Annotated in this window: 21 protein-coding genes; 9 read left to right on the plus strand and 12 right to left on the minus strand. The window is 67.2% G+C overall.

Going from position 1 to position 22,821, the window contains the following annotated elements:
* The first annotated feature begins 42 nt into the window (after positions 1 to 42).
* From G6N27_RS10245 to G6N27_RS10255, 3 genes are read left to right on the plus strand one after another with little or no spacing between them, the layout of a single operon-like run.
* On the plus strand, positions 43 to 1,098 hold the full coding sequence (locus tag G6N27_RS10245) for an NAD-dependent epimerase/dehydratase family protein (RefSeq protein WP_163781612.1): 1,056 nt from the start codon (positions 43 to 45) through the stop codon (positions 1,096 to 1,098).
* Positions 1,095 to 1,850: an SDR family NAD(P)-dependent oxidoreductase gene (locus G6N27_RS10250; RefSeq protein WP_163776237.1), complete on the plus strand. Its 756-nt coding sequence runs from the start codon at positions 1,095 to 1,097 to the stop codon at positions 1,848 to 1,850. Before G6N27_RS10245 ends, G6N27_RS10250 begins: the two co-directional genes overlap by 4 nt.
* Positions 1,847 to 2,680 carry an SDR family NAD(P)-dependent oxidoreductase gene (locus G6N27_RS10255; protein WP_163776238.1) on the plus strand — a complete coding sequence of 278 codons (834 nt, stop codon included), beginning with the start codon at positions 1,847 to 1,849 and terminating at the stop codon, positions 2,678 to 2,680. The genes G6N27_RS10250 and G6N27_RS10255 overlap by 4 nt, the downstream gene beginning before the upstream one ends.
* On the opposite strand, the gene G6N27_RS10260 is transcribed toward G6N27_RS10255, so the two are convergent.
* Complete coding sequence (locus tag G6N27_RS10260; protein ID WP_163776239.1) at positions 2,661 to 3,458, minus strand: dienelactone hydrolase family protein; 798 nt, start codon at positions 3,456 to 3,458, stop codon at positions 2,661 to 2,663. The two genes, G6N27_RS10255 and G6N27_RS10260, sit on opposite strands and share 20 nt — an antisense overlap.
* Before the next feature lie 15 nt (positions 3,459 to 3,473).
* Positions 3,474 to 4,130 (minus strand): DUF4245 domain-containing protein, encoded by a 657-nt coding sequence (locus G6N27_RS10265; RefSeq protein ID WP_232064938.1) that lies wholly within the window; start codon positions 4,128 to 4,130, stop codon positions 3,474 to 3,476.
* 55 nt (positions 4,131 to 4,185) lie between these two features.
* On the opposite strand from G6N27_RS10265, the gene glpX reads away from it, so the two are divergent.
* The 4 genes from glpX to G6N27_RS10285 all read left to right on the plus strand — a co-directional run bounded on the left by glpX (position 4,186) and on the right by G6N27_RS10285 (position 10,387).
* Positions 4,186 to 5,217 (plus strand): class II fructose-bisphosphatase, encoded by a 1,032-nt coding sequence (gene glpX, locus G6N27_RS10270; protein WP_163776241.1) that lies wholly within the window; start codon positions 4,186 to 4,188, stop codon positions 5,215 to 5,217.
* A 74-nt stretch (positions 5,218 to 5,291) separates the two neighbouring features.
* A complete protein-coding gene (locus G6N27_RS10275; RefSeq protein WP_232065051.1) occupies positions 5,292 to 6,653 on the plus strand; it encodes a class II fumarate hydratase in 1,362 nt (453 codons plus the stop codon).
* Between the two features lie 2 nt (positions 6,654 to 6,655).
* Entirely contained in the window at positions 6,656 to 7,120 is a 465-nt protein-coding gene (locus G6N27_RS10280; RefSeq protein WP_163776242.1) for an ester cyclase, read from the plus strand.
* Between the two features lie 96 nt (positions 7,121 to 7,216).
* Positions 7,217 to 10,387, plus strand: a complete 3,171-nt coding sequence (locus G6N27_RS10285; RefSeq protein WP_163776243.1) for an ATP-binding protein — start codon at positions 7,217 to 7,219, stop codon at positions 10,385 to 10,387.
* A gap of 116 nt (positions 10,388 to 10,503) precedes the next feature.
* On the opposite strand, the gene G6N27_RS10290 is transcribed toward G6N27_RS10285, so the two are convergent.
* The 6 genes from G6N27_RS10290 to G6N27_RS10315 form a co-directional block, all read right to left on the minus strand.
* Positions 10,504 to 11,709 carry an MFS transporter gene (locus tag G6N27_RS10290; protein ID WP_163781616.1) on the minus strand — a complete coding sequence of 402 codons (1,206 nt, stop codon included), beginning with the start codon at positions 11,707 to 11,709 and terminating at the stop codon, positions 10,504 to 10,506.
* Positions 11,666 to 12,469, minus strand: coding sequence for a polysaccharide deacetylase family protein (locus G6N27_RS10295; protein WP_372513029.1), 804 nt, complete (start codon positions 12,467 to 12,469; stop codon positions 11,666 to 11,668). Before G6N27_RS10295 ends, G6N27_RS10290 begins: the two co-directional genes overlap by 44 nt.
* A gap of 97 nt (positions 12,470 to 12,566) precedes the next feature.
* Positions 12,567 to 13,865, minus strand: coding sequence for a PhoH family protein (locus G6N27_RS10300; RefSeq protein WP_179963390.1), 1,299 nt, complete (start codon positions 13,863 to 13,865; stop codon positions 12,567 to 12,569).
* 399 nt (positions 13,866 to 14,264) lie between these two features.
* Positions 14,265 to 15,095 (minus strand): acyl-ACP desaturase, encoded by an 831-nt coding sequence (locus tag G6N27_RS10305; protein ID WP_163776246.1) that lies wholly within the window; start codon positions 15,093 to 15,095, stop codon positions 14,265 to 14,267.
* Between the two features lie 105 nt (positions 15,096 to 15,200).
* Positions 15,201 to 16,475: a serine hydroxymethyltransferase gene (glyA, locus tag G6N27_RS10310; protein WP_163781618.1), complete on the minus strand. Its 1,275-nt coding sequence runs from the start codon at positions 16,473 to 16,475 to the stop codon at positions 15,201 to 15,203.
* Between the two features lie 103 nt (positions 16,476 to 16,578).
* On the minus strand, positions 16,579 to 17,790 hold the full coding sequence (locus tag G6N27_RS10315) for a DUF885 domain-containing protein (RefSeq protein WP_163776247.1): 1,212 nt from the start codon (positions 17,788 to 17,790) through the stop codon (positions 16,579 to 16,581).
* Between the two features lie 66 nt (positions 17,791 to 17,856).
* Here G6N27_RS10315 and coaA point away from each other — a divergent pair, with 66 nt between their 5' ends.
* Positions 17,857 to 18,795, plus strand: a complete 939-nt coding sequence (gene coaA, locus G6N27_RS10320) for a type I pantothenate kinase (protein ID WP_163776248.1) — start codon at positions 17,857 to 17,859, stop codon at positions 18,793 to 18,795.
* A 67-nt stretch (positions 18,796 to 18,862) separates the two neighbouring features.
* Here coaA and G6N27_RS10325 read toward each other — a convergent pair whose 3' ends face one another.
* The 3 genes from G6N27_RS10325 to G6N27_RS10335 form a co-directional block, all read right to left on the minus strand.
* Complete coding sequence (locus G6N27_RS10325; protein ID WP_163776249.1) at positions 18,863 to 19,282, minus strand: hypothetical protein; 420 nt, start codon at positions 19,280 to 19,282, stop codon at positions 18,863 to 18,865.
* A 141-nt stretch (positions 19,283 to 19,423) separates the two neighbouring features.
* Positions 19,424 to 20,788, minus strand: coding sequence for a KOW domain-containing RNA-binding protein (locus G6N27_RS10330; RefSeq protein WP_163776250.1), 1,365 nt, complete (start codon positions 20,786 to 20,788; stop codon positions 19,424 to 19,426).
* A gap of 20 nt (positions 20,789 to 20,808) precedes the next feature.
* Complete coding sequence (locus tag G6N27_RS10335; RefSeq protein ID WP_163776251.1) at positions 20,809 to 21,603, minus strand: (2Z,6E)-farnesyl diphosphate synthase; 795 nt, start codon at positions 21,601 to 21,603, stop codon at positions 20,809 to 20,811.
* Positions 21,604 to 21,679: 76 nt separating this feature from the next.
* On the opposite strand from G6N27_RS10335, the gene trhA reads away from it, so the two are divergent.
* Positions 21,680 to 22,429 (plus strand): PAQR family membrane homeostasis protein TrhA, encoded by a 750-nt coding sequence (gene trhA / locus G6N27_RS10340; protein WP_372513028.1) that lies wholly within the window; start codon positions 21,680 to 21,682, stop codon positions 22,427 to 22,429.
* A gap of 15 nt (positions 22,430 to 22,444) precedes the next feature.
* Here trhA and G6N27_RS10345 read toward each other — a convergent pair whose 3' ends face one another.
* The gene (locus tag G6N27_RS10345; RefSeq protein WP_163776252.1) at positions 22,445 to 22,816 is read right to left on the minus strand and encodes a nuclear transport factor 2 family protein; all 372 of its coding nucleotides are present in this window, start codon (positions 22,814 to 22,816) and stop codon (positions 22,445 to 22,447) included.
* Positions 22,817 to 22,821 lie beyond the last annotated feature (5 nt).

A 22,821-nucleotide genomic window follows, 5' to 3' on the forward strand; every position in this document is an offset into this window, starting at 1 on the left:
ATTCCGCGTCGGCGTGTAGCGTAATCCGCCATGAACTCGCCGATGACCGACACTGTTCTGGTCACCGGGGCATTCGGACTTGTCGGCTCGGAAACCGTGCGGCAATTGCAGGCCGGTGGCCGCCGCGTCATCGCCACCGATCTCGACCTGCCGGCCAACCGCAAAGCCGCCGCCGGGCTGCTGCCACCCGACGCGGTGCGCTGGGCCGACCTCACCGACCCGGGTGCGGTCACCGAGCTGCTGCAGAAGGTTGCGCCGACGGTGATCATCCACCTGGCCGCGATCATTCCGCCGGCCTGCTACGCCCGGCCTGCGCTGGCCCGCCGCGTCAACGTCGACGCGACCGGATACCTGCTCGAGGCCGCCGCAACGTTGCCGCAGCCGCCGCGCTTCGTCCAGGCCTCCAGCGTCGCCACCTACGGCGCCCGCAACCCGCACCACGTCAGCGGCGTGCTCACCGCCGACACCCCGCTGCGGCCTTCCGACAACTACGGCGCCCACAAGGTCGAAGCCGAAAAGCTGGTGCGCGGCTCGGCGCTGGACTGGGTGATACTGCGACTCGGCGGCGTGCTCACCGCGGAGCCGCGCTTCGACCTCGACTTGGACACCATCTACTTCGAGGCGTCGCTGCCCGTCGACGGCCGTATCCAGACCGTCGACGTGCGCGACGTCGCGCGCGCATTCATCGCGGCCACCACGGCGCCGGTGGTCGGCGAGACACTGTTGATCGGCGGCGACGACTCGCACCGACTGGTCCAGGGCGATCTCGCCCCGTCGATGGCCGCCGCGATGGGATTGGTCGGCGGCATACCCGCTGGGCGCAAAGGCAACCCGGACAGCGACACCGACTGGTTCGGCACCGACTGGATGGACACCAAACGTTCGGTCGAAGCGCTTGATTTCCAACGGATTTCGTGGTCGCAGATGCTCGCCGAGACCGCCAACCGGATGGGTTGGCGTCGCTACCCGGCGCGGCTGGGGGCACCGCTGGCCCACGCCCTGCTCAAGCGCCGCTCGCCGTACTACCGCTACCCCGGTCGCTACGCCGACCTATGGAGCGTGATTGGCCGCAAATGGGAAGGGTTCAGACCGGAATGACCGAACAATCCGCTGTCGTCGTCGGCGGCGCCTCCGGTATCGGCAAAGCGGTGGCGCACGCCCTGGCGGCCGACGGCCACCGGGTGGTCGTTGCCGACCGGAACGCCGACGGCGCCCACGCCGTGGCTGCCGAACTCGGCGAACCCCACAGCGCCGCCACCGTCGACGTCACCGATGAGGATTCGGTGGGCGCCCTGTTCGACGGCGCCGGCGAACTCGACATCGTCGTCAACACCGCCGGTTTCAGCTCGCTCGGGCTGATCACCGAATTGCCGGTGGAGGATTTCCGGTCCGTCGTCGACGTCTGCCTCACCGGCAGCTTCCTGGTGATCAAGCACGGCGCGCCGCGGCTGCACGACGGCGGGGCGCTGGTGTCGATCAGCTCGCTCAACGGCCGCCAGCCCGCCGCGGCGATGAGCGCCTACTGCGCCGCGAAGGCCGGGCTGTCGATGCTGACCCAGGTCGCCGCTCTCGAATTGGCGCCGCGGGGCATCCGGGTCAACGCCGTCGCACCCGGGTTCGTGCACACCCCGCTGACCGAGCCGGCCACCCACATTCCCGGCGTCGTCGACGAATACGTGGAGAACACGCCGCTGGGCCGGGCCGGGACTCCGGAGGACATCGCCGACGCGGTGCTGTTCTTGTGCAAGGCGCCGTGGCTGACCGGTGAAGTGCTCGACCTCAACGGCGGCGCGCACATGATGCGTTACCCCGATCTGATGAGTCACGTCATGAAGCTTGCAGCGCAATGAATTTCACCGGCAAGCAAGCGATCGTCACCGGTGCGGGCTCGGGCATCGGCGCCGCGCTGTGCCGCGCGCTGGTCGCCGCGGGCGCCGACGTGGTCTGCACCGACGTCGACGGTGCGGCGGCCGCCCGCACCGCGGAAAGCCTGCACGGACCCGGCACGGCGACCTCAGCCACGCTCGACGTCACCGACCCGGCCGCGGTGAAGGCCGCTGTCGACGCCGTCGTCGAGCGCACCGGACGGCTCGACCTGATGTTCAACAACGCCGGAATCGCTTGGGGCGGCGACACCGAACTACTGACGCTGGAGCAGTGGAACGCGATCATCGACGTCAACATCCGCGGCGTCGTGCACGGCGTGTCCGCCGCCTACCCGGTGATGCTGAGGCAGGGCCACGGCCACATCGTCAACACCTCGTCGATGGCCGGGCTGGCGGCTGCCGGCCAGATCACCAGTTACGTGATGACCAAGCACGCGATCGTAGGGCTGTCGCTGGCGCTGCGCTCAGAGGCGGCGTCCCGCGGGATCGGTGTGCTGGCGGTGTGTCCGGGCGCCGTCGAGACGCCGATTCTGGACAAGGGGGCGGTCGGCGGTTTCGTCGGCCGCGACTATTACCTGCGCGGGCAGGGCATGAAAAACGCCTACAGCGCCGACCGGTTGGCCCGCGACACGCTGCAGGCGATCCGTCGCAACAAGGCACTGCTGGTGAAGCCCAGGCAGGCCTACGTGTCCTGGGTGTTCGCCCGGCTGGCGCCAAACCTGTTACAGCGCATGTCGATTCGGTTCATCACCGATCAGCGAAGAAGGCAGGCCGCTAGCGCAGCCGCGCGTTGAGGAACTCCACGACCCGCTTGCGCGCCTCGTAGGCGGGGTGACCGTCGACCTCGCGGACCTCCAGGGTCAGCACCGAGTGGGCCGCCCGGCTGAAGCCGTGCTCGTTGCCCGGGCCGGAGTCGATCTCGATCACCTCGAACGCGTCACCGAGCCGTTCTTTGAGCGTGGTGAACCGTTCGCCGGGCGACATCAGGTCCTTGCTGAACCGCAGGCCAAGCGCGCACACGCCGTCGGTGGCGGCACGGTCTTTGAACGCGTTCAGCTCGACGTCGCTGAGTCCGGCATCGCGCCGCTGGCGCGGGGTGAACGGGAACGGCGTCGACGGCTGGCTGAGCACCGGCGCGAGCACGCTGTCGTCGACCGCGGCGGCCAGCGCGAAGCCGCCGGTGAAGCACTGGCCGATCACCCCGACACCTTTGCCGGGCGTCGTCTTGTTCAGATCGCTTGCCAACGCGCGCAGGAAATCTGCGACCGGCCGGTGCTTGTTGGTCGCAAGCGCCGCGAACTCCCTTGCCACACAGACACGTCGCAGAGTATCGACCGTGTAGCCGACCGAGACCGGGCGGCCGGGCTCGCCGAACAGGGACGGGATCGCCACGGTGAAACCGTTGTCCACCAGATGATTTCCCAGAGCGAGCACGCCGGGGTGGATGCCCGGGACCTCGGGGATCAGCACCACACCGGGCCCCTCGCCCTTGCGGTACACGTCGTGGGTGTATCCGCCGCCGGTGAACGGTGCCGCTGACCAGCCAGTGAGGTCTGCCTCCGGTGCGCCCATGTCCGAGATTCCCTTCTACCGATGCGCCGGCAACGGCGGCTGCGATTGGGTGGCCGCTGCCAGCGTACGGAACTCGTCGGCGTTGCCTGCGCCGGTGACAGCAACCTGAGCGGGGCCGGCCGGGCTGTTCAGCCGCGCCGTCCACACCGGCTCGGTTCCGTCGCCCTGGTAGGTGACCCACCTGGTGCCGTCCACGTCGACCGTTCCGCTCGGATACATCGACGGATGGATCGAGCCGACCAGCTTGTCCTCGTCGGCATTGCTCTGAGTCAGGCTCACATACATCCCCTTGGGGCTGATGTAGCCGACGGTCGAGGTGGCGGCGTGCAGCCGCTGCCGGGTCGACGGGTCGGTCCGGCCGTCCTGGATACCGCCGCGGCCGCCGGAGTTGGCCTGCCAGCCGTCGGGCAGCTTCGGCAACCGGACCGGGAAGCCCAGTGTCAGCGCGTCGGCCCGCAGCGCGCTCGCGGCGTTGTAGGACGGCACCGGTCCGCGCTCGACTCCGCTGGGGGCGAACGAACACATCCCGACCACACCGGCCAACAGGATGCAGGCCGCCACCAGCGGGGCGATCGACCAGAACATGTCCCGGCCGTCTTGGAGCAGCCGGGGCTTGGCCGGTTTGGCCGTCGGCTCAGGCTGTTTTGCCGGAGGCTGCGGCTGCGTCGTCACAGCACGAGTATCCCAGCTCCCGAGCGGCAACCTGCCTCTGGGACAATCGGCAACCATGACCGCAGGTTCTCGTCGCGAAGCCCCGGACCGCAACCTCGCCCTTGAGCTCGTCCGGGTCACCGAAGCAGGCGCAATGGCCGCGGGTCGCTGGGTCGGTCGCGGCGACAAAGAGGGCGGTGACGGCGCGGCCGTCGACGCCATCCGCCAGCTGGTGAACTCGGTGTCGATGCGCGGCGTGGTGGTGATCGGCGAGGGCGAGAAGGACCACGCGCCGATGCTCTACAACGGCGAAGAGGTCGGCAACGGCGACGGGCCGGAGTGCGACTTCGCCGTCGACCCGATCGACGGCACCACGCTGATGAGCAAGGGCATGCCCAACGCGATCTCGGTGCTCGCGGTGGCCGACCGCGGCGCGATGTTCGACCCGTCTGCGGTGTTCTACATGAACAAGATCGCGGTGGGACCCGACGCGGCGCACGTGCTGGACATCACCGCCCCGATCGCCGAGAACATCCGGGCGGTCGCCAAAGTCAAAGGGCTGTCCGTGCCGGACATGACGGTCTGCATCCTGGACCGGCCGCGGCACGCCCAGCTCATCGGGGACGTGCGCGACACCGGCGCCCGGATCCGGCTGATCACCGACGGCGACGTCGCCGGCGCGATCTCGGCGTGCCGACCGGGCTCGGGCACCGACATGCTGGCCGGTATCGGCGGCACGCCGGAGGGCATCATCACCGCCGCAGCGATCCGCTGCATGGGCGGCGAGATCCAGGCGCAGCTGGCCCCGAAGGACGACGAAGAACGACAGAAGGCGATCGACGCCGGCTACGACCTCGACGCCGTCCTCACCACATATGACCTGGTGTCCGGGGAGAACGTCTTCTTCTGCGCCACCGGCGTCACCGACGGCGACCTGCTCAAGGGCGTCCGCTACGAGCCGGGCGGCTGCACCACCCAGTCGATCGTGATGCGATCGAAGTCGGGCACGCTGCGGATGGTCGAGGGCTTTCACCGGTTGACCAAGCTCAACGAGTACTCGGCCATCGACTTCACCGGCGACAGCACCGCCGCGTACCCACTGCCGTAACCACTAACCAGCGACGGATAGCGAGGGATCTGCCCGTGGCAGAAGACACCGAATACCGCATCGAACACGACACCATGGGCGAGGTCCGGGTACCGGCAAAAGCGCTGTGGCGCGCCCAGACTCAGCGTGCGGTGGAGAACTTTCCGATCTCTGGCCGTGGCCTCGAGCGCACCCAGATCCGCGCGCTGGGCCTGCTCAAGGGCGCCTGCGCCCAGGTCAACAAGGACCTCGGGCTGCTGGCCGCCGATAAGGCCGACGCGATCATCGCCGCGGCCGCCGAGATCGCCGACGGCAAGCACGACGACCAGTTCCCCATCGACGTCTTCCAGACCGGGTCGGGCACCAGCTCGAACATGAACACCAACGAGGTGATCGCCAGCATCGCGGCCGCCAATGGTGTGACCGTGCATCCCAACGACGACGTCAACATGTCGCAGTCGTCCAACGACACCTTCCCCACCGCCACCCACATCGCGGCCACCGAAGCCGCTGTGCGCCATCTCATCCCGGCGCTGCAGGTGCTGCATGACGCGCTGGCCGGTAAGGCCCGCGAATGGCACACCGTGGTCAAGTCCGGTCGCACGCACCTGATGGACGCCGTTCCGGTGACGCTGGGCCAGGAGTTCTCCGGCTACGCCCGGCAGATCGAAGCCGGCATAGAAAGGGTGCGCGGGTCCCTCCCCCGGCTGGGCGAGCTGGCGATCGGCGGCACCGCGGTCGGCACCGGCCTTAACGCCCCCGACGGCTTCGGCGCCAAAGTGGTCGAGGTGCTGGTCGCCGACACCGGTTTGAGCGAATTGCGGACGGCGACAAATTCTTTTGAAGCCCAGGCTGCCCGCGACGGGCTGGTCGAGGCGTCCGGCGCGCTGCGCACCATCGCGGTGTCGCTGACCAAGATCGCCAACGATGTGCGCTGGATGGGCTCCGGCCCGCTGACCGGCTTGGCCGAGATCCAGCTGCCGGATCTGCAGCCAGGCAGCTCGATCATGCCGGGCAAGGTGAATCCCGTTCTGCCCGAAGCGGTTACCCAGGTCGCCGCACAGGTGATCGGCAATGACGCCGCCGTCGCGGTGGGCGGGCTGTCCGGCGCGTTCGAGCTCAACGTCTACATCCCGATGATGGCCCGCAACATCCTCGAGTCGTTCAAGCTGCTCACCAACGTCTCGAGGCTGTTCGCCGAACGATGCATCACCGGGTTGCACGCCAACGTCGAGCACCTGCGCGAGCTGGCCGAGTCGTCGCCGTCGATCGTCACGCCGCTGAACTCGGCGATCGGATACGAGGAAGCGGCTGCGGTGGCCAAGCAGGCTTTGAAGGAGCGCAAGACAATTCGGCAAACGGTGATCGACCGCGGGTTGATCGGCGACAAGCTGTCCGAAGAAGAACTCGACCGTCGCCTCGACGTGCTCGCCATGGCCAAGGTCAGCGAGGAGTAGTCATGCTTGACGACGGACTCCGCCAGCGGCGCCTCGCGCTCATCGAAGAGCACATGAACACCGAGGTGACCAAGGAGTTCGATCGCACCCTCGCGACCTTCAACGGGCATCCTCGCTACGAAATCATGGCCACCGGGCAGGTTTTCGACGGCGATGACGAGGTGATGAACTACTACCGCACCACCAGGACCGCGTTCCCCGACCAGCGCCACGAAAACGTGCGCTACCACTTCAGCGACGACGCGGTGATCACCGAATTCGATCTGCTGGGAACCAATCTCGGCGAGTTCTACGGGATGCCACCCACCGGCAAAGCGTTTCGGGTGCCGATCATCGCGGTGTTCTTCTTCGACGGCGAGCGAATCATCAACGAGCGCATTTACTTTGACAGCGCGAGCCTGGTGACGCAGATCGGCCGTGGGGAGCTGTTGGCCCTGGCCGCGACCGGCGAGCTACCGGGGCAGTAACCGTCGGGGTAAGACCCGCACTGAGCCAAGAGCCCCTCGTGGGACTGCCCGACGGCCTATTCTGTGAAGGCTGGGGGCAGGACAGGCGGAGGTCGGATGGCGACCGGAGCGGCGTGCAGGACGTGTGGCGCCGAGCCCATCGCGAGCGCCCGGTTTTGTCACGCGTGCGGCGCACCAGTCGACGACAGCGACGCGCACGCCGAGTACAAGCAGGTAACGGTTCTCTTCGCCGACGTGGTCCACTCGATGGACATCGCCGCGGCTGTCGGCGCAGAGCGGCTGCGGGAGATCATGACCGAGCTCGCCGACCGCGCTGCCGAGGTGGTCCAGCGCTACGGCGCCGCGGTCGCACAGTTCACCGGCGACGGGATCATGGCGGTGTTCGGTGCGCCGGTGGCGTTCGAAGACCACGCCGTTCGCGCCTGTCGTGCGGCGCTGGACATTCAAACGGAGACCGCCCGGTTAGCCGTCGACGTCAAAAAGCGGGACGGCCTGGATCTGCGGTTGCGCGTGGGGCTTAACTCCGGTGAGGTCGTCGCCGGTGAGATCGGTTCGGGCGCTTTCGGTTACGCCGCGATCGGGCAGCAGGTAGGCCTGGCTCAGCGGATGGAATCCGTCGCGCCGGCGGGCGGGGTGATGCTCAGCAAATCCACCGCACGGCTGGTCGCGGGTCGGGCGTTATTGGGTGAGACCGAGATGGTGCGCATCAAGGGCGCCGAGAATCCGGTGCCTGCTCGTCGGTTGTTGGGCATGGCCGAACGACCTGCTGCCGGACGTGCTGAATCCAATCTTGTCGGTCGGCGCTGGGAGATGGCCGCCGTCGAGGGCGTGTTGGACCGTGCCGTCGAGGGCCACGGCGCAGTGGTTGGCGTGGTGGGATCACCGGGCATCGGCAAGAGCCGTCTGGTGCGTGAGGTCGCCGCGATGGCAGCAGCCCGCGGTGTCGACGTTTTCGTCGCCTTCTGCGAATCGCACGCCAGTGATATCCCGTTTTATGCCGTCGCGCGACTATTGCGGGCAGCCTTCGGCGTGGGTGAACTGGACGCCGCGGCCGCCCGAACGCAGCTTCGGACCCGCGTGCCCGAGGCCGACCCGGAAGACCTATTGCTCTTCGATGACCTGCTGGGCATCGCCGATCCCGACGTGAAGCTGCCCAAGATCGATCCGGATGCTCGGCGACGGCGGTTGACCGCGCTGGTCAATTCGGCGTCGCTGGCCCGCCAAGCCCCGGCTGTCTATGTCGTCGAGGACGTCCACTGGGTTGACGAGGCCAGCGAGTCTCTACTCGCGAATTTTCTCTCGGTGATTCCGCAGACGCGGTCGGTGGTGTTGACCACCTACCGCCCCGAGTATTCCGGCGCGTTGAACCGGGTGCCCGGTGCTCAGAGCATCGCCCTTGTGCCGCTGAGCGATTCGGAAACCGCCGCACTGGTCTCAGAGCTGCTCGGGAACGACCCCTCCCTTGACACGCTGGGCCGGCAGATCGTCGAGAGGGCCGCCGGTAATCCATTTTTCGCCGAGGAGATGGTGCGCGACTTGGCCGAGCGAGGTGTGCTGCGCGGCAACCGCGGCGCCTACGTCTCGACGGCCGGTGTGGCCCGGGTCAGCATGCCCGCCACCGTGCAGGCGACGATCGCCGCCCGGATCGACCGCCTTGACCCAGTGGCAAAGCGCACCTTGAGTGCCGCGGCGGTCATCGGCTCGCGATTCGACCCGGACCTGCTCGAAACGCTCGGCATTGAACCCATCGTCGAGGACCTTGTGCTGGCCGAACTTGTCGATCAGGTGCGATTTACCGGAGCACCGGAGTATGTGTTTCACCATCCGCTGATCCGGACGGTGGCCTACGAGTCACAGCTCAAATCCGATCGTGCCGAACTGCACCGCCGCGTCGCAGCCGCAATCGAAGCACGTGACCCGACAGCGGCTGAGGAACATGCCGCTTTGATCGCCGAACATCTGGAGGCCGCCGCCGATCTGCACGCCGCGTACGGCTGGCACCTGCGCGCCGGGGCGTGGGCAACCAGCCGAAACATGGCCGCAGCGCGAACCAGTTGGGAGCGCGCCCGAACGATCGCCGACACATTGCCCACCGACGACCCGAACCAGGTAGCCATGCGCATCGCCCCTCGCACCATGCTGTGCGGGACCGCCTATCGGGTCCATCCGAACGACGCCGGCACCCGCTTCGACGAATTGCGGGAGTTGTGCGCCGTCACAGGGGACAAGGCGCCACTGGCCGTCGCCATGGCGGGACTGGTGATGGATCACGCCTATCGGGGCCGGATTCGCGAGGCGTCGAAGCTGGCATCGGAGGCCATGGCTCTCATCGAGTCGCTTGGCGATCCGACTTTGATTGTGGGGCTGTCCTTCCCGGCGCTCTACGCCAAGATCGAACGTGGTGGTTGGCCTGACGCGCTGCGGTGGTCGCAAAGGGTTATCGAGCTGGCCGACGGTGATCCGTTCAAGGGCAACTTCATCTTCGGATCTCCGTTGGCACTGGCCTTGGCGGCGCGGGGCACGGCCCGTTATTCGTTGGGACACCCCGGCTGGCGCGAGGATCTGCGCCACGGCCTGGAGATGGCCCGCAGTGCCGACCCGCTGACCTACTCCGGGGTGGCCGCTGTGGGTTACTTCCCGGGAGTATCGAGTGGTGCCTTGGCTGCCGACGACCGCGCGGTGCATGAGATCGAGGATGCGCTGGGAATTGCCGAACGAGCCGGTAACGACATGGCGCCGTCATTCGCCCGGATGGCGCTGGGCGTTGCATTGGTGCATCGTCAGACGGCTGCCGAACGTGACCGAGGATTGACGCTCATGGCGGAGGTCAGCGATGTGTTCGCGCGCGACGCGCACAACCTTGGGGATCGACCGCTGGTCGAGGTCTACATGGCACGGGAACAAGCTCGGCGCGGGGATCTCGACGAGGCGATACCGCTGATGCGCGCCGCCACCGATCATCTGGCTCGCGAGGGACAACTGCTGGCGTGGGGCATTCCGGCTACGGGTGTTCTGGCGCAGACACTGTTCGATCGCGGGGCCGAATGTGACGTAGCCGAAGCCGAGGCCGTCATCGAGCGGTTAGCGACTGCGCCAGCCGATGGGGGTTGGGTTACTCGTGACATCTGGCTGCTGCGACTACAAGCCCTACTGGCGCGGGCTCACGGCGATGCTGTCGCATACGCGGAATTCCGGGATCGCTACCGCGACATGGCCAAAACGCTTGGCTTCGACGGGCACATCGCTTGGGCCGAGGCGATGAAGTGACCCATGAGGGGTCGCATTCAACGGACCGGCGGCCGTGTTCGTTGTGCCCGCCTCTGAGCGACAACTCTGCCGTAGCGGCGCGATTGTCGCTGTGAGGCGGGCAGATCGACTGCCGCTCATTCGGTCCGCTCGGATGTGACCGGCACCACCGGGACGGCCAACAGCGGGAAAAACGCACACACGGCGAAAGCGACCGGGTAACCGACCGCGGTGATCAACGCGCCGAACGCCGGGGGCGCCAGGGCCGCCATCACCCGTTGCGCCGTGTTCTGTACACCCAGCGCCCGTCCGCTCCAGAACGGTCCGGCGTACTCGGTGATCGCAGTCGCCGCCAAGCCGTTGTATCCCACCGCGATCACCGTGGCGACGACCATCGCGGCTTCGGCGAGCGGTGACGTCAGGTAATCGGTGAGCGCCAGTACCAACAGCGCCACGCCGCACGCGACGGCGACAGTCCGGTTGGGCCGCAACCGCGAACCGACGTAATCCGACCACCGGCCCACCACGATGCGGCCTGCCGCACCGATCAACTGCGCGACGGTCACCAGCAGACTGGCAGCCGGGACCGACCAGTGATGGTCGACGATCAACCAGACCAGCATGAAGGTCACGGTCACCGACTGCGGCACCATCAGCAACGCCGACGCGAAGTGGATGCGCCGCAGCACATTTGCGCCCTGATAGGGGCTGGCCAGCTGTTCGGCGGTCGCCGCCGCCCGAGGCAGTCGGGGCGGATCGGTCAAGAAGATGAAGCTGGCCAGCGCCGCCACCGCGCACGCGATCGCCGGATACAACAATGCGGCGAAGAAACCGTTCTCGATTTCGGTCAGCTCGGGCATCGCCACAGCGCCGACCGCGACCCCCAGCGGTTGCGCGGTCTGCCGGATTCCCATCGCCAAGCCACGCTTTTGTGGCGGGAACGACCCGGATACCAGCCGGCCACCGGCGACATTGCTACTGGCGGCCGCCATTCCGCCGACGAACAGCAATGCGCCGATCGCCACGAGTGAGTGCATGGGTGCAGCGGCGAATGCGGCGGCGCCCGCCAAACCGGTACCCAACGCGAGTGTTACGCGCTCACCCAGCCGATCTGCCAGGTAACCCCAGGCGACCAGTGTCAGCACCATGCCGAAACTCGGCATCGACGACAACAGACCCGCCGCCGTCAGCGAGGTGTGGCGGCTGGTCTCCAGCGCCGGGATCAAGAACACCCCGCAGTTGATGAAAAGAAAGGAACACGACGTCGCCGCGACGCTGACCGCAAGTGTCACCCACGGCCTAGCTCCCGTTGTTCGGTCCACCCGAATTCTGGCCGGGGACATCATTGATCGGGAAGTTGGGCATCGGCGCCGGCGACGGCGTATTGGGCAGCGACGGAATCTCCGACGCTGGGATGTCGCGCAGGTCGTTGACCGGCGGCCCATTCTCGCGACCGCCGTAGACGCTGCCCGGGGCGCGTTGCCCGAGCAGCTGGCTGACCGTCACCAGGTGGTAGCCGTTGGCCTTGAGCACCGGAATGAACTGGTACACCAGATCGACTGTGCTGGAGTAGGTGTCGTGCAGCAGCACCACCGATCCGGGTTTGATCTGGCTCATCAGCAGAGCCCTGCTGGCCGCGGTGTTGGAATCATTGATCCAGTCGAAAGGGATGACGTCCCAGAGGATTCCGGCCAGCCCAGCTTTCGCGGCCTGCTCGTTGACTGCCGGATCGGTCAGGCCGCCCGGCGGTCGCCATAACTTCGGTGTCACACCGGTGGCGGCCACGATCGCGTCGCGGGCCCGCGAGAACTGCGCCGGCACGTCGACCGCCGGCAGCGTGGTCATGTTCGGGTGTTCCCAAGAGTGGCTGCCCAGTTCCATGCCCGCGTCGACGACACGCTTCGCTCCGGCCGGGTTGGCGGCGACCTTGTTGCCGATCTCGAAGAACGTCGCCTTGGCGTTGTTGGCGGTCAGGATGCCCAGCAGTCGATCGGTGAACGGCGTCGGACCGTCGTCGAAGGTGAGCGCCACACATTTGACCTGCGTGCAGTCGACCACTTCGTTGGCGTGCGCGAACCTGACATGCCCGGTGAACGCGCCGATCGCCACGATGAGGGCCGCTGCCGCCGCGCCGGCGACGGTACGCCAGTACCGCCACGCCTGGTTGTCTGGTCGTCTCGGCACGGCGACAGCCTACCGACTAAGGCAGCGGGGCCTGGCTGATCTCCTCGAGCATCTCGGTGACCAGCGCCGCGATCGGCGAGCGCTCGCTGCGCAGCAGGGTGATGTGTGCGAACAGCGGGTGACCCTTGAGCTTTTCGACGACGGCCGCAACGCCGTCGTGACGACCCACCCGCAGGTTGTCCCGCTGGGCGACGTCGTGGGTGAGCACCACCCGCGAACCCGCGCCCAGCCGCGACAGCACGGTCAGCAGCACGTTGCGTTCCAGCGACTGCGCCTCGTCGACGATCACGAAGGAGTCGTGCAGCGACCGGCCGCGGATATGGGTCAGCGGCAGCACCTCGAGCATGCCGCGGGAGAGCACCTCTTCGAGCACCGCCGGGCTGGCCAGTCCTTCGAGGGTGTCGAAGACGGCCTGCGCCCACGGGCCCATCTTTTCGCTTTCGCTGCCGGGCAGGTAGCCCAGTTCCTGGCCGCCGACCGCGTACAGCGGACGGAACACGACCACCTTGCGCTGGGTGCGTCGCTCCAGCACGGCTTCCAGACCGGCGCACAGCGCCAGCGCCGACTTGCCGGTGCCGGCCTTGCCGCCCAGCGACACGATGCCGACCGACTCGTCGAGCAGCAGATCCAGGGCCACCCGCTGCTCGGCGGAGCGACCGCGCAGTCCGAACACTTCGCGATCGCCGCGAACCAACTGCACCTGCTTGTGGGCGTTGACCCGTCCCAGCGCGTGAGAGCTACCCGCCAGCAGCCGAATGCCGGTGTGGCAGGGCAGATCTCGCGCCGACGCCAAGTCGACCTCGCCGTCGGCGAACAACGCGTCGATGTCTTCGGCGGTGGTTTCCAGCTCCGTCATCCCGGTCCAGCCGGAGGTGACGACATCCTGCGCGTGGTATTCGTCGGCGGGCAGGCCCACCGCACCCGCTTTGACGCGCAGCGGAATGTCCTTGCTCACCAACGTCACTCGCTTGCCTTCGGCGGCGAGGTTGGCGGCACAGCACAGGATGCGCGAGTCGTTGGAGTCGGTGCGGAATCCGGCGGGCAGCACCGACGGGTCGCTGTGGTTCAGCTCGACGTGCAGCGTACCGCCTTGTGTCCCAACAGGAATGGGCTGATCGAGACGTCCGTGCGCGAGTCGCAGATCGTCGAACAAGCGCAGCGCCTGGCGGGCGAACCAACCCAGCTCGTGGTGGTGGCGCTTGGCCTCCAACTCACTGATCACCACCAACGGCACCACCACTTCGTGTTCGGCGAAGCGGGAGCAGGCCCACGGGTCGGACAACAACACCGACGTGTCGAGCACGTAGGTCCTGATGTTGTCCTGGGAAACCGCCGGGGAATCAGTCACGAAGGGCTCCTCGAGCTCATCGCCCGGTTCGCTGCCGCACGCGCGGACAGCACCGGACTCGTTTTGATTGCCCGTCTCCTCAACCGCCCGTTGGACGGGCCGCATTGTCGCCGGGCGGGTGGAATGATCCGGCTTTTCAGCTGCCTGATGGACAAACCGAATTGTCGCCGGGTGGAAACCCGTGCGGCCCGCACGGTCGAATCGGCGGGGGCCGCGGCGCCAGGACCGGGGCCGGCGGTCCTGTCGTAGTAGTGACGAAAGGCGCCGCCCGGATAGCAGAGCATGTCGCTAGCCATCGGAAACGACGCTACTCCCGTACGCGCATGTCCGCCGCGCAGGCGCGCCGACGACGGCCGATGCAGAGGGCTAGCTGATGACGAGGTGACGCAGCGCGGGTTCGTCGGCGACGCCCCACGCGGTGATGCGGTCCGAGATCACCCGGCGCAGTTGGTCCGGGCCGAAAATGCCTGCCTCGGCGATGCTTCGAACCTTGTCCTGGTAGGCGTCGATGTCGGCGCCGATGACGTCGAGCTCGGCCGCGCGGGCGGCGATGGCGGCGATCGTCTCGTCGCGGGTGAAGGTCAGGCAGTGCGTTACGAGGTTCGCGAAGAACTCCTCGTGCCGCTCTTCGTCGCGAGCGATGTGGGTGATGAGTCCAGCCAGCACCGGCTCTTCGATCTCGGCGGCGAGGTTGTTGCAGTACACCGCATGGGCCCGCTCGAAGAACGCCATGAACACCAGGGTCTCAACCTGGGAGTACTGGTCGGCGCGATAACCCTTGGTCGATACGTGTTCGAACCGAACCTGCTCATTGGCGGTCGGGTCGACCTCGCGGGTGACGACGAAGTATTCGCGCAGTGCGATCGCGTGCAGGTGTTCCTCGGCGGTCCACCGGCCCAGCCACTGGGCCCAGTTGTCCTCGAGGATGAAGTGCTCGACGAGTTCCCGGTGGTAGCCCGCCACGTTGTCTTTGGTGATGAGCAGGATCTCGCATGCGTCGGTGATCGTTTTCGGGAGCGTCACCTGTGACGGGTCCCAGTCCCGCCCGCCGAGCAAGGCGAAGTTCTCGCCCTGCTCGAACGGAACGAAGTCGTGGGCGTACCAGAGTTGCTCGGTAGCCAGGTGGCGGTCGAGATTCTCGCCGACGACCGGCTCGAGTTCGAGGATCAACGCATTAGGGACAGTTTTCTGTGCCATGCGGTTACTGTAACCCGTAGACACAGGTTCCGTAAAATCTGACGCGCGCTGTTTGCCTGACTCCACCTGAGGCCGCTGCGCGGCCTGCATCGTCGTCAGACGCGGTCAGATCAGCGACCAGTCCTCCAGGCCCTCGTACAGCGGGAATGCCCGGGCCAGTCGCGTCACCCGCTCGCGCAGCGCTGAAACGTCAGCGCCGCTACCGGCTGCCAATGCGGCGGCGATGATGTCGGCGACCTCAGTGAACTCCGCGTCGCCGAAACCCCGGGTGGCCAGCGCCGGAGTGCCGACCCGCAGGCCGGACGTCACCATCGGCGGGCGCGGGTCGTTGGGTACCGCGTTCCGGTTGACGGTGATGCCGACATCGTGCAAGAGGTCCTCGGCGGCCTGGCCGTCCAGCGGCGAGTCGCGCAGGTCGACCAGCACCAGATGGACGTCGGTGCCACCGCTGACCACCGAGACACCGGCCTTGGCGACGTCGGGGGCCGACAGGCGTTCGGCGATGATCCGGGCGCCGGACAACGTGCGCTGCTGCCGGTCGACGAACTCCGGAGTGCCCGCGATCTTCAGCGCGACCGCCTTGGCGGCGATGACGTGCATGAGTGGTCCGCCCTGCTGGCCGGGGAACACCGCGGAGTTGATCGACTTCGCGTACTCCTGCTTGCCGATGATCAGACCAGACCGCGGGCCGCCGAGCGTCTTGTGCACGGTGGTCGACACGATGTCGGCGTGCGGTACCGGGGACGGGTGCAGGCCCGCGGCGACCAGGCCCGCGAAGTGCGCCATGTCTACCCAGAGCTTCGCGCCGACCTCATCGGCGATCGACCTGAACGCCGCGAAGTCCAGGATTCGCGGGTAGGCCGACCAGCCGGCGATGATCACCTGCGGGCGGAACTCGAGCGCCTTTGCCCGGACCGCATCCATGTCGACCCGGTGCGTCGTCGAGTCGACACCGTAGAAGCCGGCGTCGTAGAGCTTGCCGGAGAAGTTGAGCTTCATGCCGTGGGTCAGGTGTCCGCCGTTGGCCAGGTCCAGGCCCAGCAGGTGCTCCCCCGGCGACATCAGCGCATGCAGCACCGCGGCGTTGGCCGAGGCGCCCGAATGTGGTTGCACGTTGGCGAAGTCGGCGCCGAACAGCGCCTTGGCCCGGTCGCGGGCGATGTTCTCCACCACGTCGACGTATTCGCAGCCGCCGTAGTAGCGCCGGCCGGGCAGACCTTCGGCGTACTTGTTGGTCAGCACGCTGCCCTGCGCCTGCAGCACCGCGCGCGGCACGAAGTTCTCCGACGCGATCATCTCGAGGGTGTCGCGTTGCCGGCCGAGCTCCTTGCCGAGCAGCTCGGCGATATCGGGGTCGACCTCGGCCAACGAGGCCGACATCACGGTGGATTGGGTGCGGGCGTCCGGTGCGGCAGTCACCCGGCCAGTCTAAACGGGCAACCTCGACGGGCTAGGTCGATGTGCCCGCCTCCTCCCCATCGCGCTACGCGCTCTGGATCGTCGACGGGATCAGCGGCTCGTCGAGCAACCGGCCGAACCGTTCAACGACGCTCGTCCCGGCCGGCCGATCGTCCAGCCACCCGCGCAACAACCGGTATCCCTCGACGTACGTGCTGGTGTAGGCCCGCCACAGCGGCGACGACAGAAACCGGAGCATCTGCTTCGCGCGAACGTCGTCGACCAGCAGCCAGTGCCGCAGGAAGCCCGTGACCTCGTCGGCGTCGCGGTGTTCGTCATGCAGCATCAATGCCGCGTCCTGACGCACGCCGGCCAGCGCTGAGGACGCCTCGGATACCGCCTCGGCCCGTTCGCCGTCGAAGCGCAGTCCCAGATCGGCGTAGATGTCGGCGGCCCAGCGTCCCCAGCGCGGGCCGATCGCCGCATACAACGCCAGGTCGGCCAGACCTTCGGCGAGCAGGCACTGCGGGGTGTTCACCAGGAAGATGGTCTGCTCGTCGTGGCCTTTGCCGTTGACCAGCCCGACCTCCTTGCGGCAGTGCTCGGTGTGGTGACCCGGATACGACTCGTGCGCCACCAGCCGCGGCAGGTTCGACGTCAACTGTTTGATGTCGGCGTTGACGGCGACCGTGGAGCGGTAGTCGCCCAGGTAGTAGTTGAAGCCCGACCACGGCTTGTCGGTCACCACCTGATACTCGACGGTTTCGCTGTCGGGAAGCGGATACTCGGCGCGGACCCGGTCGCGCAGCGCGCTGGAGAACGCCTCGATGCATTCGGCCAGCCGGTCGGGCGGGATTTCCTCGGCTCTGCGGTGCGCCGCCATCCGGTCGGCCAGCGGGCCGGAGCCGCCCAGGGCCTCGTCGAGCCGGATGTGGGCCTGCCGGTATGTCTCGTCGTCGCCCTTGCTGATGCGCACGTCGAAGTAGTCGTGCACCTCGTCGACGAAACCGACCTGTTCTCCGGCGAACTTGCGACCGGCGCATTCCAGTGCGCGCAGATGAGCGCCAACATAGTCGGCGCGCTGATCATCAAAACCGTTGCGGCGCGGCACATCTGGCAATGCGTCGATCAAGCGACGGGCCTGGCGGACCAGGTCCGCAGGGTCGGGCGCGGGCTCGGCGGCCACCGCCTGGCGCAGCGTGGGATCGCCGGTGAAGGCGTCGACGTAGCCTGATTCGATCCGGTCGAAGCGCAAACCCAGTAAGAGGTACTCGCGGATCAGCGCAGCAGGTTCCACAGGGTCCGAGTCTATTTGCTCGCCCCAGCCACTCACAGCGCGCCGAAGGCTGCCACACTGACTGTCATGCCGCGACTCAGCGAGCCGAGCCCCTATGTGGAGTTCGATCGACGTCAGTGGCGCGAGCTACGTATGTCGACACCGCAGCCGCTGACCGAAGAAGAAGTCGTCGGCTTGCGTGGTCTGGGTGAGCAGATCAACCTGCTCGAGGTCGAAGAGGTCTATCTGCCGCTGGCCCGTCTGCTGCATCTGCAGGTAGCCGCCCGGCAGGGATTGTTCGCCGCCACCGCCGAATTCCTCGGAGAGCCGCAACAACACCCCGACCGACCGGTGCCGTTCATCATCGGGGTGGCCGGCAGCGTCGCCGTGGGTAAGTCGACCACGGCCCGTGTGCTGCAGGCGCTGCTGGCCCGCTGGGACCACCACCCGCGCGTCGATCTGGTCACCACCGACGGTTTCCTCTACCCCAACGCCGAGCTCAGCCGTCGAAACCTGATGCACCGCAAGGGCTTTCCGGAAAGCTATGACCGCCGGGCGTTGATGCGGTTCGTCACGTCGGTCAAGTCGGGCTCGGACTACGTCTGCGCGCCGGTGTATTCCCACTTGCGCTACGACCGGGTGCACGGCGCCAAGCAGGTCGTCCGCCACCCCGACATCCTGATCCTCGAGGGGCTCAACGTATTGCAGACCGGGCCGACCTTGATGGTGTCGGACCTGTTCGACTTCTCGCTCTACGTGGACGCGCGCATCGAAGACATCGAGCAGTGGTACGTCTCCCGATTCCTGGCGATGCGATCGACGTCGTTCGCCAACCCGGCGTCGCACTTTCACCACTATGCGGGGCTGACCGACCAGCAGGCCAACGTCGCCGCGCGCGACATCTGGCGTTCGATCAACCGGCCGAACCTGATCGAGAACATCCTGCCCACCCGGCCGCGCGCCACCCTGGTGCTGCGCAAGGACGCCGATCACTCCATCAACCGGCTGCGGCTCCGCAAACTCTGACACAAGCCGATGCGGAGACGCACACCGCAACCTCTGACAGTGGCGCCCCGCACCGGCGGGATGGGAGTCACGCCGGCAGGCGGCGCACTCCGAGGTATTGCAGGTAGCCGATCGCGGCGGTGTAGCAGCCGCTGGCCAGCATCAGGCTGATCCCCGTCTCGGTCAGCGGCAGCGCGCCCACTACGACCACCACGACCGCCGCGACGGTAAAGACGATGTTGGCGATGATGACGGCAATACCGGCGCGGCGCAGGTCGGGTGCTGCAGCCAAGGTGAATACGGCCAGCCCATAGAACACGAAGAAGGCTCCGAAACCGTATTCAGCCGGCGAACTCAGGCCGGTCAGCGACGACAGCGGGTCGGCGACGACGGCGATGAACAGTCCGGTCAGGCCGGTCAGCGTTGCGTCGAGCCGCATGGCGAACCGCAACAGTGAGTCAGTCGAATCGGCGAAGGGTCGGGTGGACAGTCCGGTGATGGCGGTCATGTCGGAACTCCTTGCGGTGTCGGGTCGAACACTTCTGAGCGTGCCGCTCCGGGCCTGCCAGATCGACGCGAGGCACTGCCAAGCACTGCCATGCGCTGCTCAACGACGTGATCTACACCACGTATTCCATGGTTAGCCGAGCTAGTCGCTGGAAACCATCACCCTGCCGCGCAGATCGGCGGCGATCAGCCGGGCCGCGGCGTTCTGCCAGTTGTGCAGCGAACGCTGCGGCACCTCGGTGACGAACCATTGCCACGCCTGCCGGGCGGTCGGGTCGAGGCCGGCTGCGGTGGCGTTCTGGGCGTAAGCCCGGACGCCGACGACGTACGGGAAGTACAGCGCGTTGTAGTGACGCCACTGCTCGGTGGTGCCGAAGTCGCCGCCGTCGCGTGGTTTCAGTTGCGCGATGCGGTCTGCGAGCAGGGCTTTGAGCTCGGTCGCCCGCTCCAGCGGCTGGTCCGGGGCGCCGCGGGCGGCCAGTCGCTCGTCGATGGCCGGCAGCGCGGTCAACGGGTTGGCGACCAGCTTGGACAGGTCGCCGTAGTGGCCCAGCGCGCGGCGGGTCAGCCGGGCGAACGTCTCGTCGTCGAAGTCGTCGAGCGGATCGGCCGACCGCAGCGGCAGCGCAGATTCGGTGCGCCGCAACGTCGCCCGGTAGGCACGCAGCACCGGTGCCCGCGAGAACACCATCCGGTCCAGCAGGCCGGCCAGTGGGTCGGCCAGCACCTGCACCGCAGCCACGACCGCCAAGCTGGTGAACAGCAGCACCGTCAACGCGGTCTGTGCCGTGGGCTGATGGGCGGTCAATGCGAGACCGACCAGCATCTGGCCGCCGAGCAGCAACACCACCAATCCGGTCCCGGTGAACGAGCGCAGCATGTCGGCGCGCAATGCCTGACCCTCGTCGAAAGCGTCCCACAGCGCCACTGCCACACCGAGTCCCAGCACGTCGCAACTCGTCGACGCCAACGCCAACCAACTCGGCACCACGCCCAGCGGAATGATCAGGATCGCGTTCGCGAGCGCAAAGAACAGCGTCGCGGTGATGATCAGCCCGACCAGTGGGATCTTCTGCGCACGCCGTCGCAGCGCCAACACCATCGCGCCCAGCGTGGATGTCGAGATCACCGCGCACATCACCACATGGCCGAGCCGCAGCGGCCCTTCGACCGTGCCGGCCAGCGCCGCACCGACCAACGTGAGCGCACCGGCGCCACCGACGGCGACCAGCTCGCCGGCGCGTGACCGCCCGGTGTCGCCCGCCCCCGCTATCTCGAGGAGCACCGCGAACCAGGCGACCCCTGGGACAGCGACGAGGTAGATCTCGATGTGGCCAAGCAGCACCGAGTGCGTCACGGTCCGCACCGCGTCCAGAGCCACCGCCGTGGCGAAACTGCACAGGCCGACCGCGGAGAAGGCGAGCACCGGCTTGCGTGGGTTGCGGGCCAACAGATACAGCCCCAGCCACCAGCTCAGCGAAAACACCAACGCCGAAAGCGCAGCCATGCTTTCAGTGTGGCACGGGGTCATACCCCGTAGCGACGGTGTCGCTGGCTGTAATCCCGCAGCGCCCGCAGGAAGTCGACGCGACGGAAGGCGGGCCAGTGCGCCTCGGTGAACCACATCTCCGAGTAGGCGCTCTGCCACAGCAGAAATCCGGACAGCCGCTGCTCCCCCGATGTCCGGATGACCAGATCGGGATCGGGCTGCCCGGAGGTGTAAAGGTTCTCCGAGATCGCCTCGACGGTGACGGCTTCGATCAATTCCTCGCCGCTGACGCCGTTGGCAAGTTGCTTGGCCAGCAGCGCGCGCACGGCGTCGGCGATCTCCTGGCGGCCGCCGTAGCCGACCGCGACGTTGACATGAAAGCTGCCGTTTCCGGTTGCGGCGGTGCCCTGGACGGCATCGCGCAGCCGTCGCGCAGGCTCGACGCCAATCAACTCCAAGTCGCCGACCGTGCGCACACTCCACTGGTTGGCGGGCGCGCAGATCTCCTCGACGACGTCGGTGATGATCTCGATGAGCGCGGCCAGCTCGGCCGGATCGCGGCGCAGGTTCTCGGTGGAAAGCAGGTAGACAGTTGCCATTTCGATGCCGGCTTCCTGACACCAGCGCAGCATCTCGGCGATCTTGGCCGCACCCATCCGGTAGCCGTAGCTGACGTCGTCGTAGCCGGCGTCGCGCGCCCAGCGCCGGTTACCGTCACACAGCACCGCGATGTGACGCGGCAACGCGGATTTCGATGCGGCAAGCCCTTGCCGCAGCCGCAACTCGTAAACCCGATACAGGGGTTCCTTTAAGCGCGGCGGAATGATCTCCACAGGGATCAAGATTACTGTGGGTCCAACTGGTTATCGGCGATCCTGCTGTAACGGCCCGGAGCGATGAGGAGCGACAGTGAGTCACGAGACCGACGTGGCCACCAAGGCCGGCCGAACCGAGGCAGCAGGTGCCGCCGGAGGAGCCGCCGAGCACTTCGTCGAAGGAGTCAAGGACACCGCCCAGGCGCTGGTCAAGCCAAGGGCGCGCGGCTGGATTCACCTGGTGTCGGCGGTCGTCGCCGTCGCCGCAGGCGCCTCGCTGATCTCGGTGTCCTGGCCGCTGGCCGGGCTGAAAGCGGGCCTGGCGACCTTCATCTACACCGGCGCGGTGGTCGGCATGTTCACCGTGAGTGCCACGTATCACCGGGTTCACTGGAAATCGGCGACGGCCCGGATATGGATGAAGCGGCTCGATCATTCGATGATCTTCGTGCTGATCGCCGGCACCTACACGCCCTTCGCGCTGCTGGCGATGTCCCCGCAGCAAGGGACGTTGGTGCTCTACATCGTCTGGGGCGGCGCGCTTGCCGGAGTGCTGCTCAAGATGTGCTGGCCGACCGCACCGCGCTGGGTCGGCGTGCCGCTGTACCTGATCCTCGGTTGGGTGTCGGCGTTCTACATCGCGGTGATCCTGCACAACGCCGGGGTTACCGCGATGGTGTTGCTGGCCGTCGGCGGCACCCTGTACAGCATCGGCGGCATTCTCTATGCCCTGCGTTGGCCGGACCCGTGGCCTAACACATTCGGCTATCACGAGTTTTTCCACGCCTGCACTGCGGTGGCCGCGATCTGCCACTACATCGCGATCTGGTTCGCGGTCTTCTAGAGCTGATTACCCGCGCTAGAGCTGGGTGACGTTCTCCGGCGACCAGTACGCCTTCATCGCGGCGACTTTGCCCTCGTCGTTGAACGCCATCACGACGATCGGCTCGATGACCATCCCGCCGTCGCCCGCCTTCACCGTCAACCGGAATCCGAACGCCGCCTCGTTGCCCGCCACGCGGAGCAACGTCAGCTCGTTCTCGCGTTCCATGTTCTCGAAGGTGGAGTAGAAGCCGCGGATCGCCTGCCGACCGATGTGGGTCTCCGCGCCGACCGGATCCTCCACGGTGGCGTCGTCGGCGTACAACTCGACGATGTCGTCCGCGGTCCCCTTGGCAACCAGACTGATGTAGCGGTTGACGGTCTCGGTGATGTGCTCAGCGCTGGGCATATCAG

Origin of the sequence: Mycobacterium cookii, assembly GCF_010727945.1 — a bacterium.
GTDB classification, from domain to species: Bacteria; Actinomycetota; Actinomycetes; order Mycobacteriales; family Mycobacteriaceae; genus Mycobacterium; species Mycobacterium cookii.

Coding starts and splice junctions, on each gene's coding strand:
- G6N27_RS10275 (WP_232065051.1), top strand. CDS start 5,292: ATGGGCGAGGTCCGGGTACCGGCAAAAGCGCTGTGGCGCGCCCAGACT.
- glyA (WP_163781618.1), bottom strand. CDS start 16,475: ATGTCGGCCTCGTTGGCCGAGGTCGACCCCGATATCGCCGAGCTGCTC.
- G6N27_RS10280 (WP_163776242.1), top strand. CDS start 6,656: ATGCTTGACGACGGACTCCGCCAGCGGCGCCTCGCGCTCATCGAAGAG.
- G6N27_RS10305 (WP_163776246.1), bottom strand. CDS start 15,095: ATGGCACAGAAAACTGTCCCTAATGCGTTGATCCTCGAACTCGAGCCG.
- G6N27_RS10330 (WP_163776250.1), bottom strand. CDS start 20,788: ATGGCTGCGCTTTCGGCGTTGGTGTTTTCGCTGAGCTGGTGGCTGGGG.
- glpX (WP_163776241.1), top strand. CDS start 4,186: ATGACCGCAGGTTCTCGTCGCGAAGCCCCGGACCGCAACCTCGCCCTT.
- G6N27_RS10250 (WP_163776237.1), top strand. CDS start 1,095: ATGACCGAACAATCCGCTGTCGTCGTCGGCGGCGCCTCCGGTATCGGC.
- G6N27_RS10245 (WP_163781612.1), top strand. CDS start 43: ATGACCGACACTGTTCTGGTCACCGGGGCATTCGGACTTGTCGGCTCG.
- G6N27_RS10290 (WP_163781616.1), bottom strand. CDS start 11,709: ATGTCCCCGGCCAGAATTCGGGTGGACCGAACAACGGGAGCTAGGCCG.
- G6N27_RS10285 (WP_163776243.1), top strand. CDS start 7,217: ATGGCGACCGGAGCGGCGTGCAGGACGTGTGGCGCCGAGCCCATCGCG.
- G6N27_RS10255 (WP_163776238.1), top strand. CDS start 1,847: ATGAATTTCACCGGCAAGCAAGCGATCGTCACCGGTGCGGGCTCGGGC.
- coaA (WP_163776248.1), top strand. CDS start 17,857: ATGCCGCGACTCAGCGAGCCGAGCCCCTATGTGGAGTTCGATCGACGT.
- G6N27_RS10325 (WP_163776249.1), bottom strand. CDS start 19,282: ATGACCGCCATCACCGGACTGTCCACCCGACCCTTCGCCGATTCGACT.
- G6N27_RS10260 (WP_163776239.1), bottom strand. CDS start 3,458: ATGGGCGCACCGGAGGCAGACCTCACTGGCTGGTCAGCGGCACCGTTC.
- G6N27_RS10345 (WP_163776252.1), bottom strand. CDS start 22,816: ATGCCCAGCGCTGAGCACATCACCGAGACCGTCAACCGCTACATCAGT.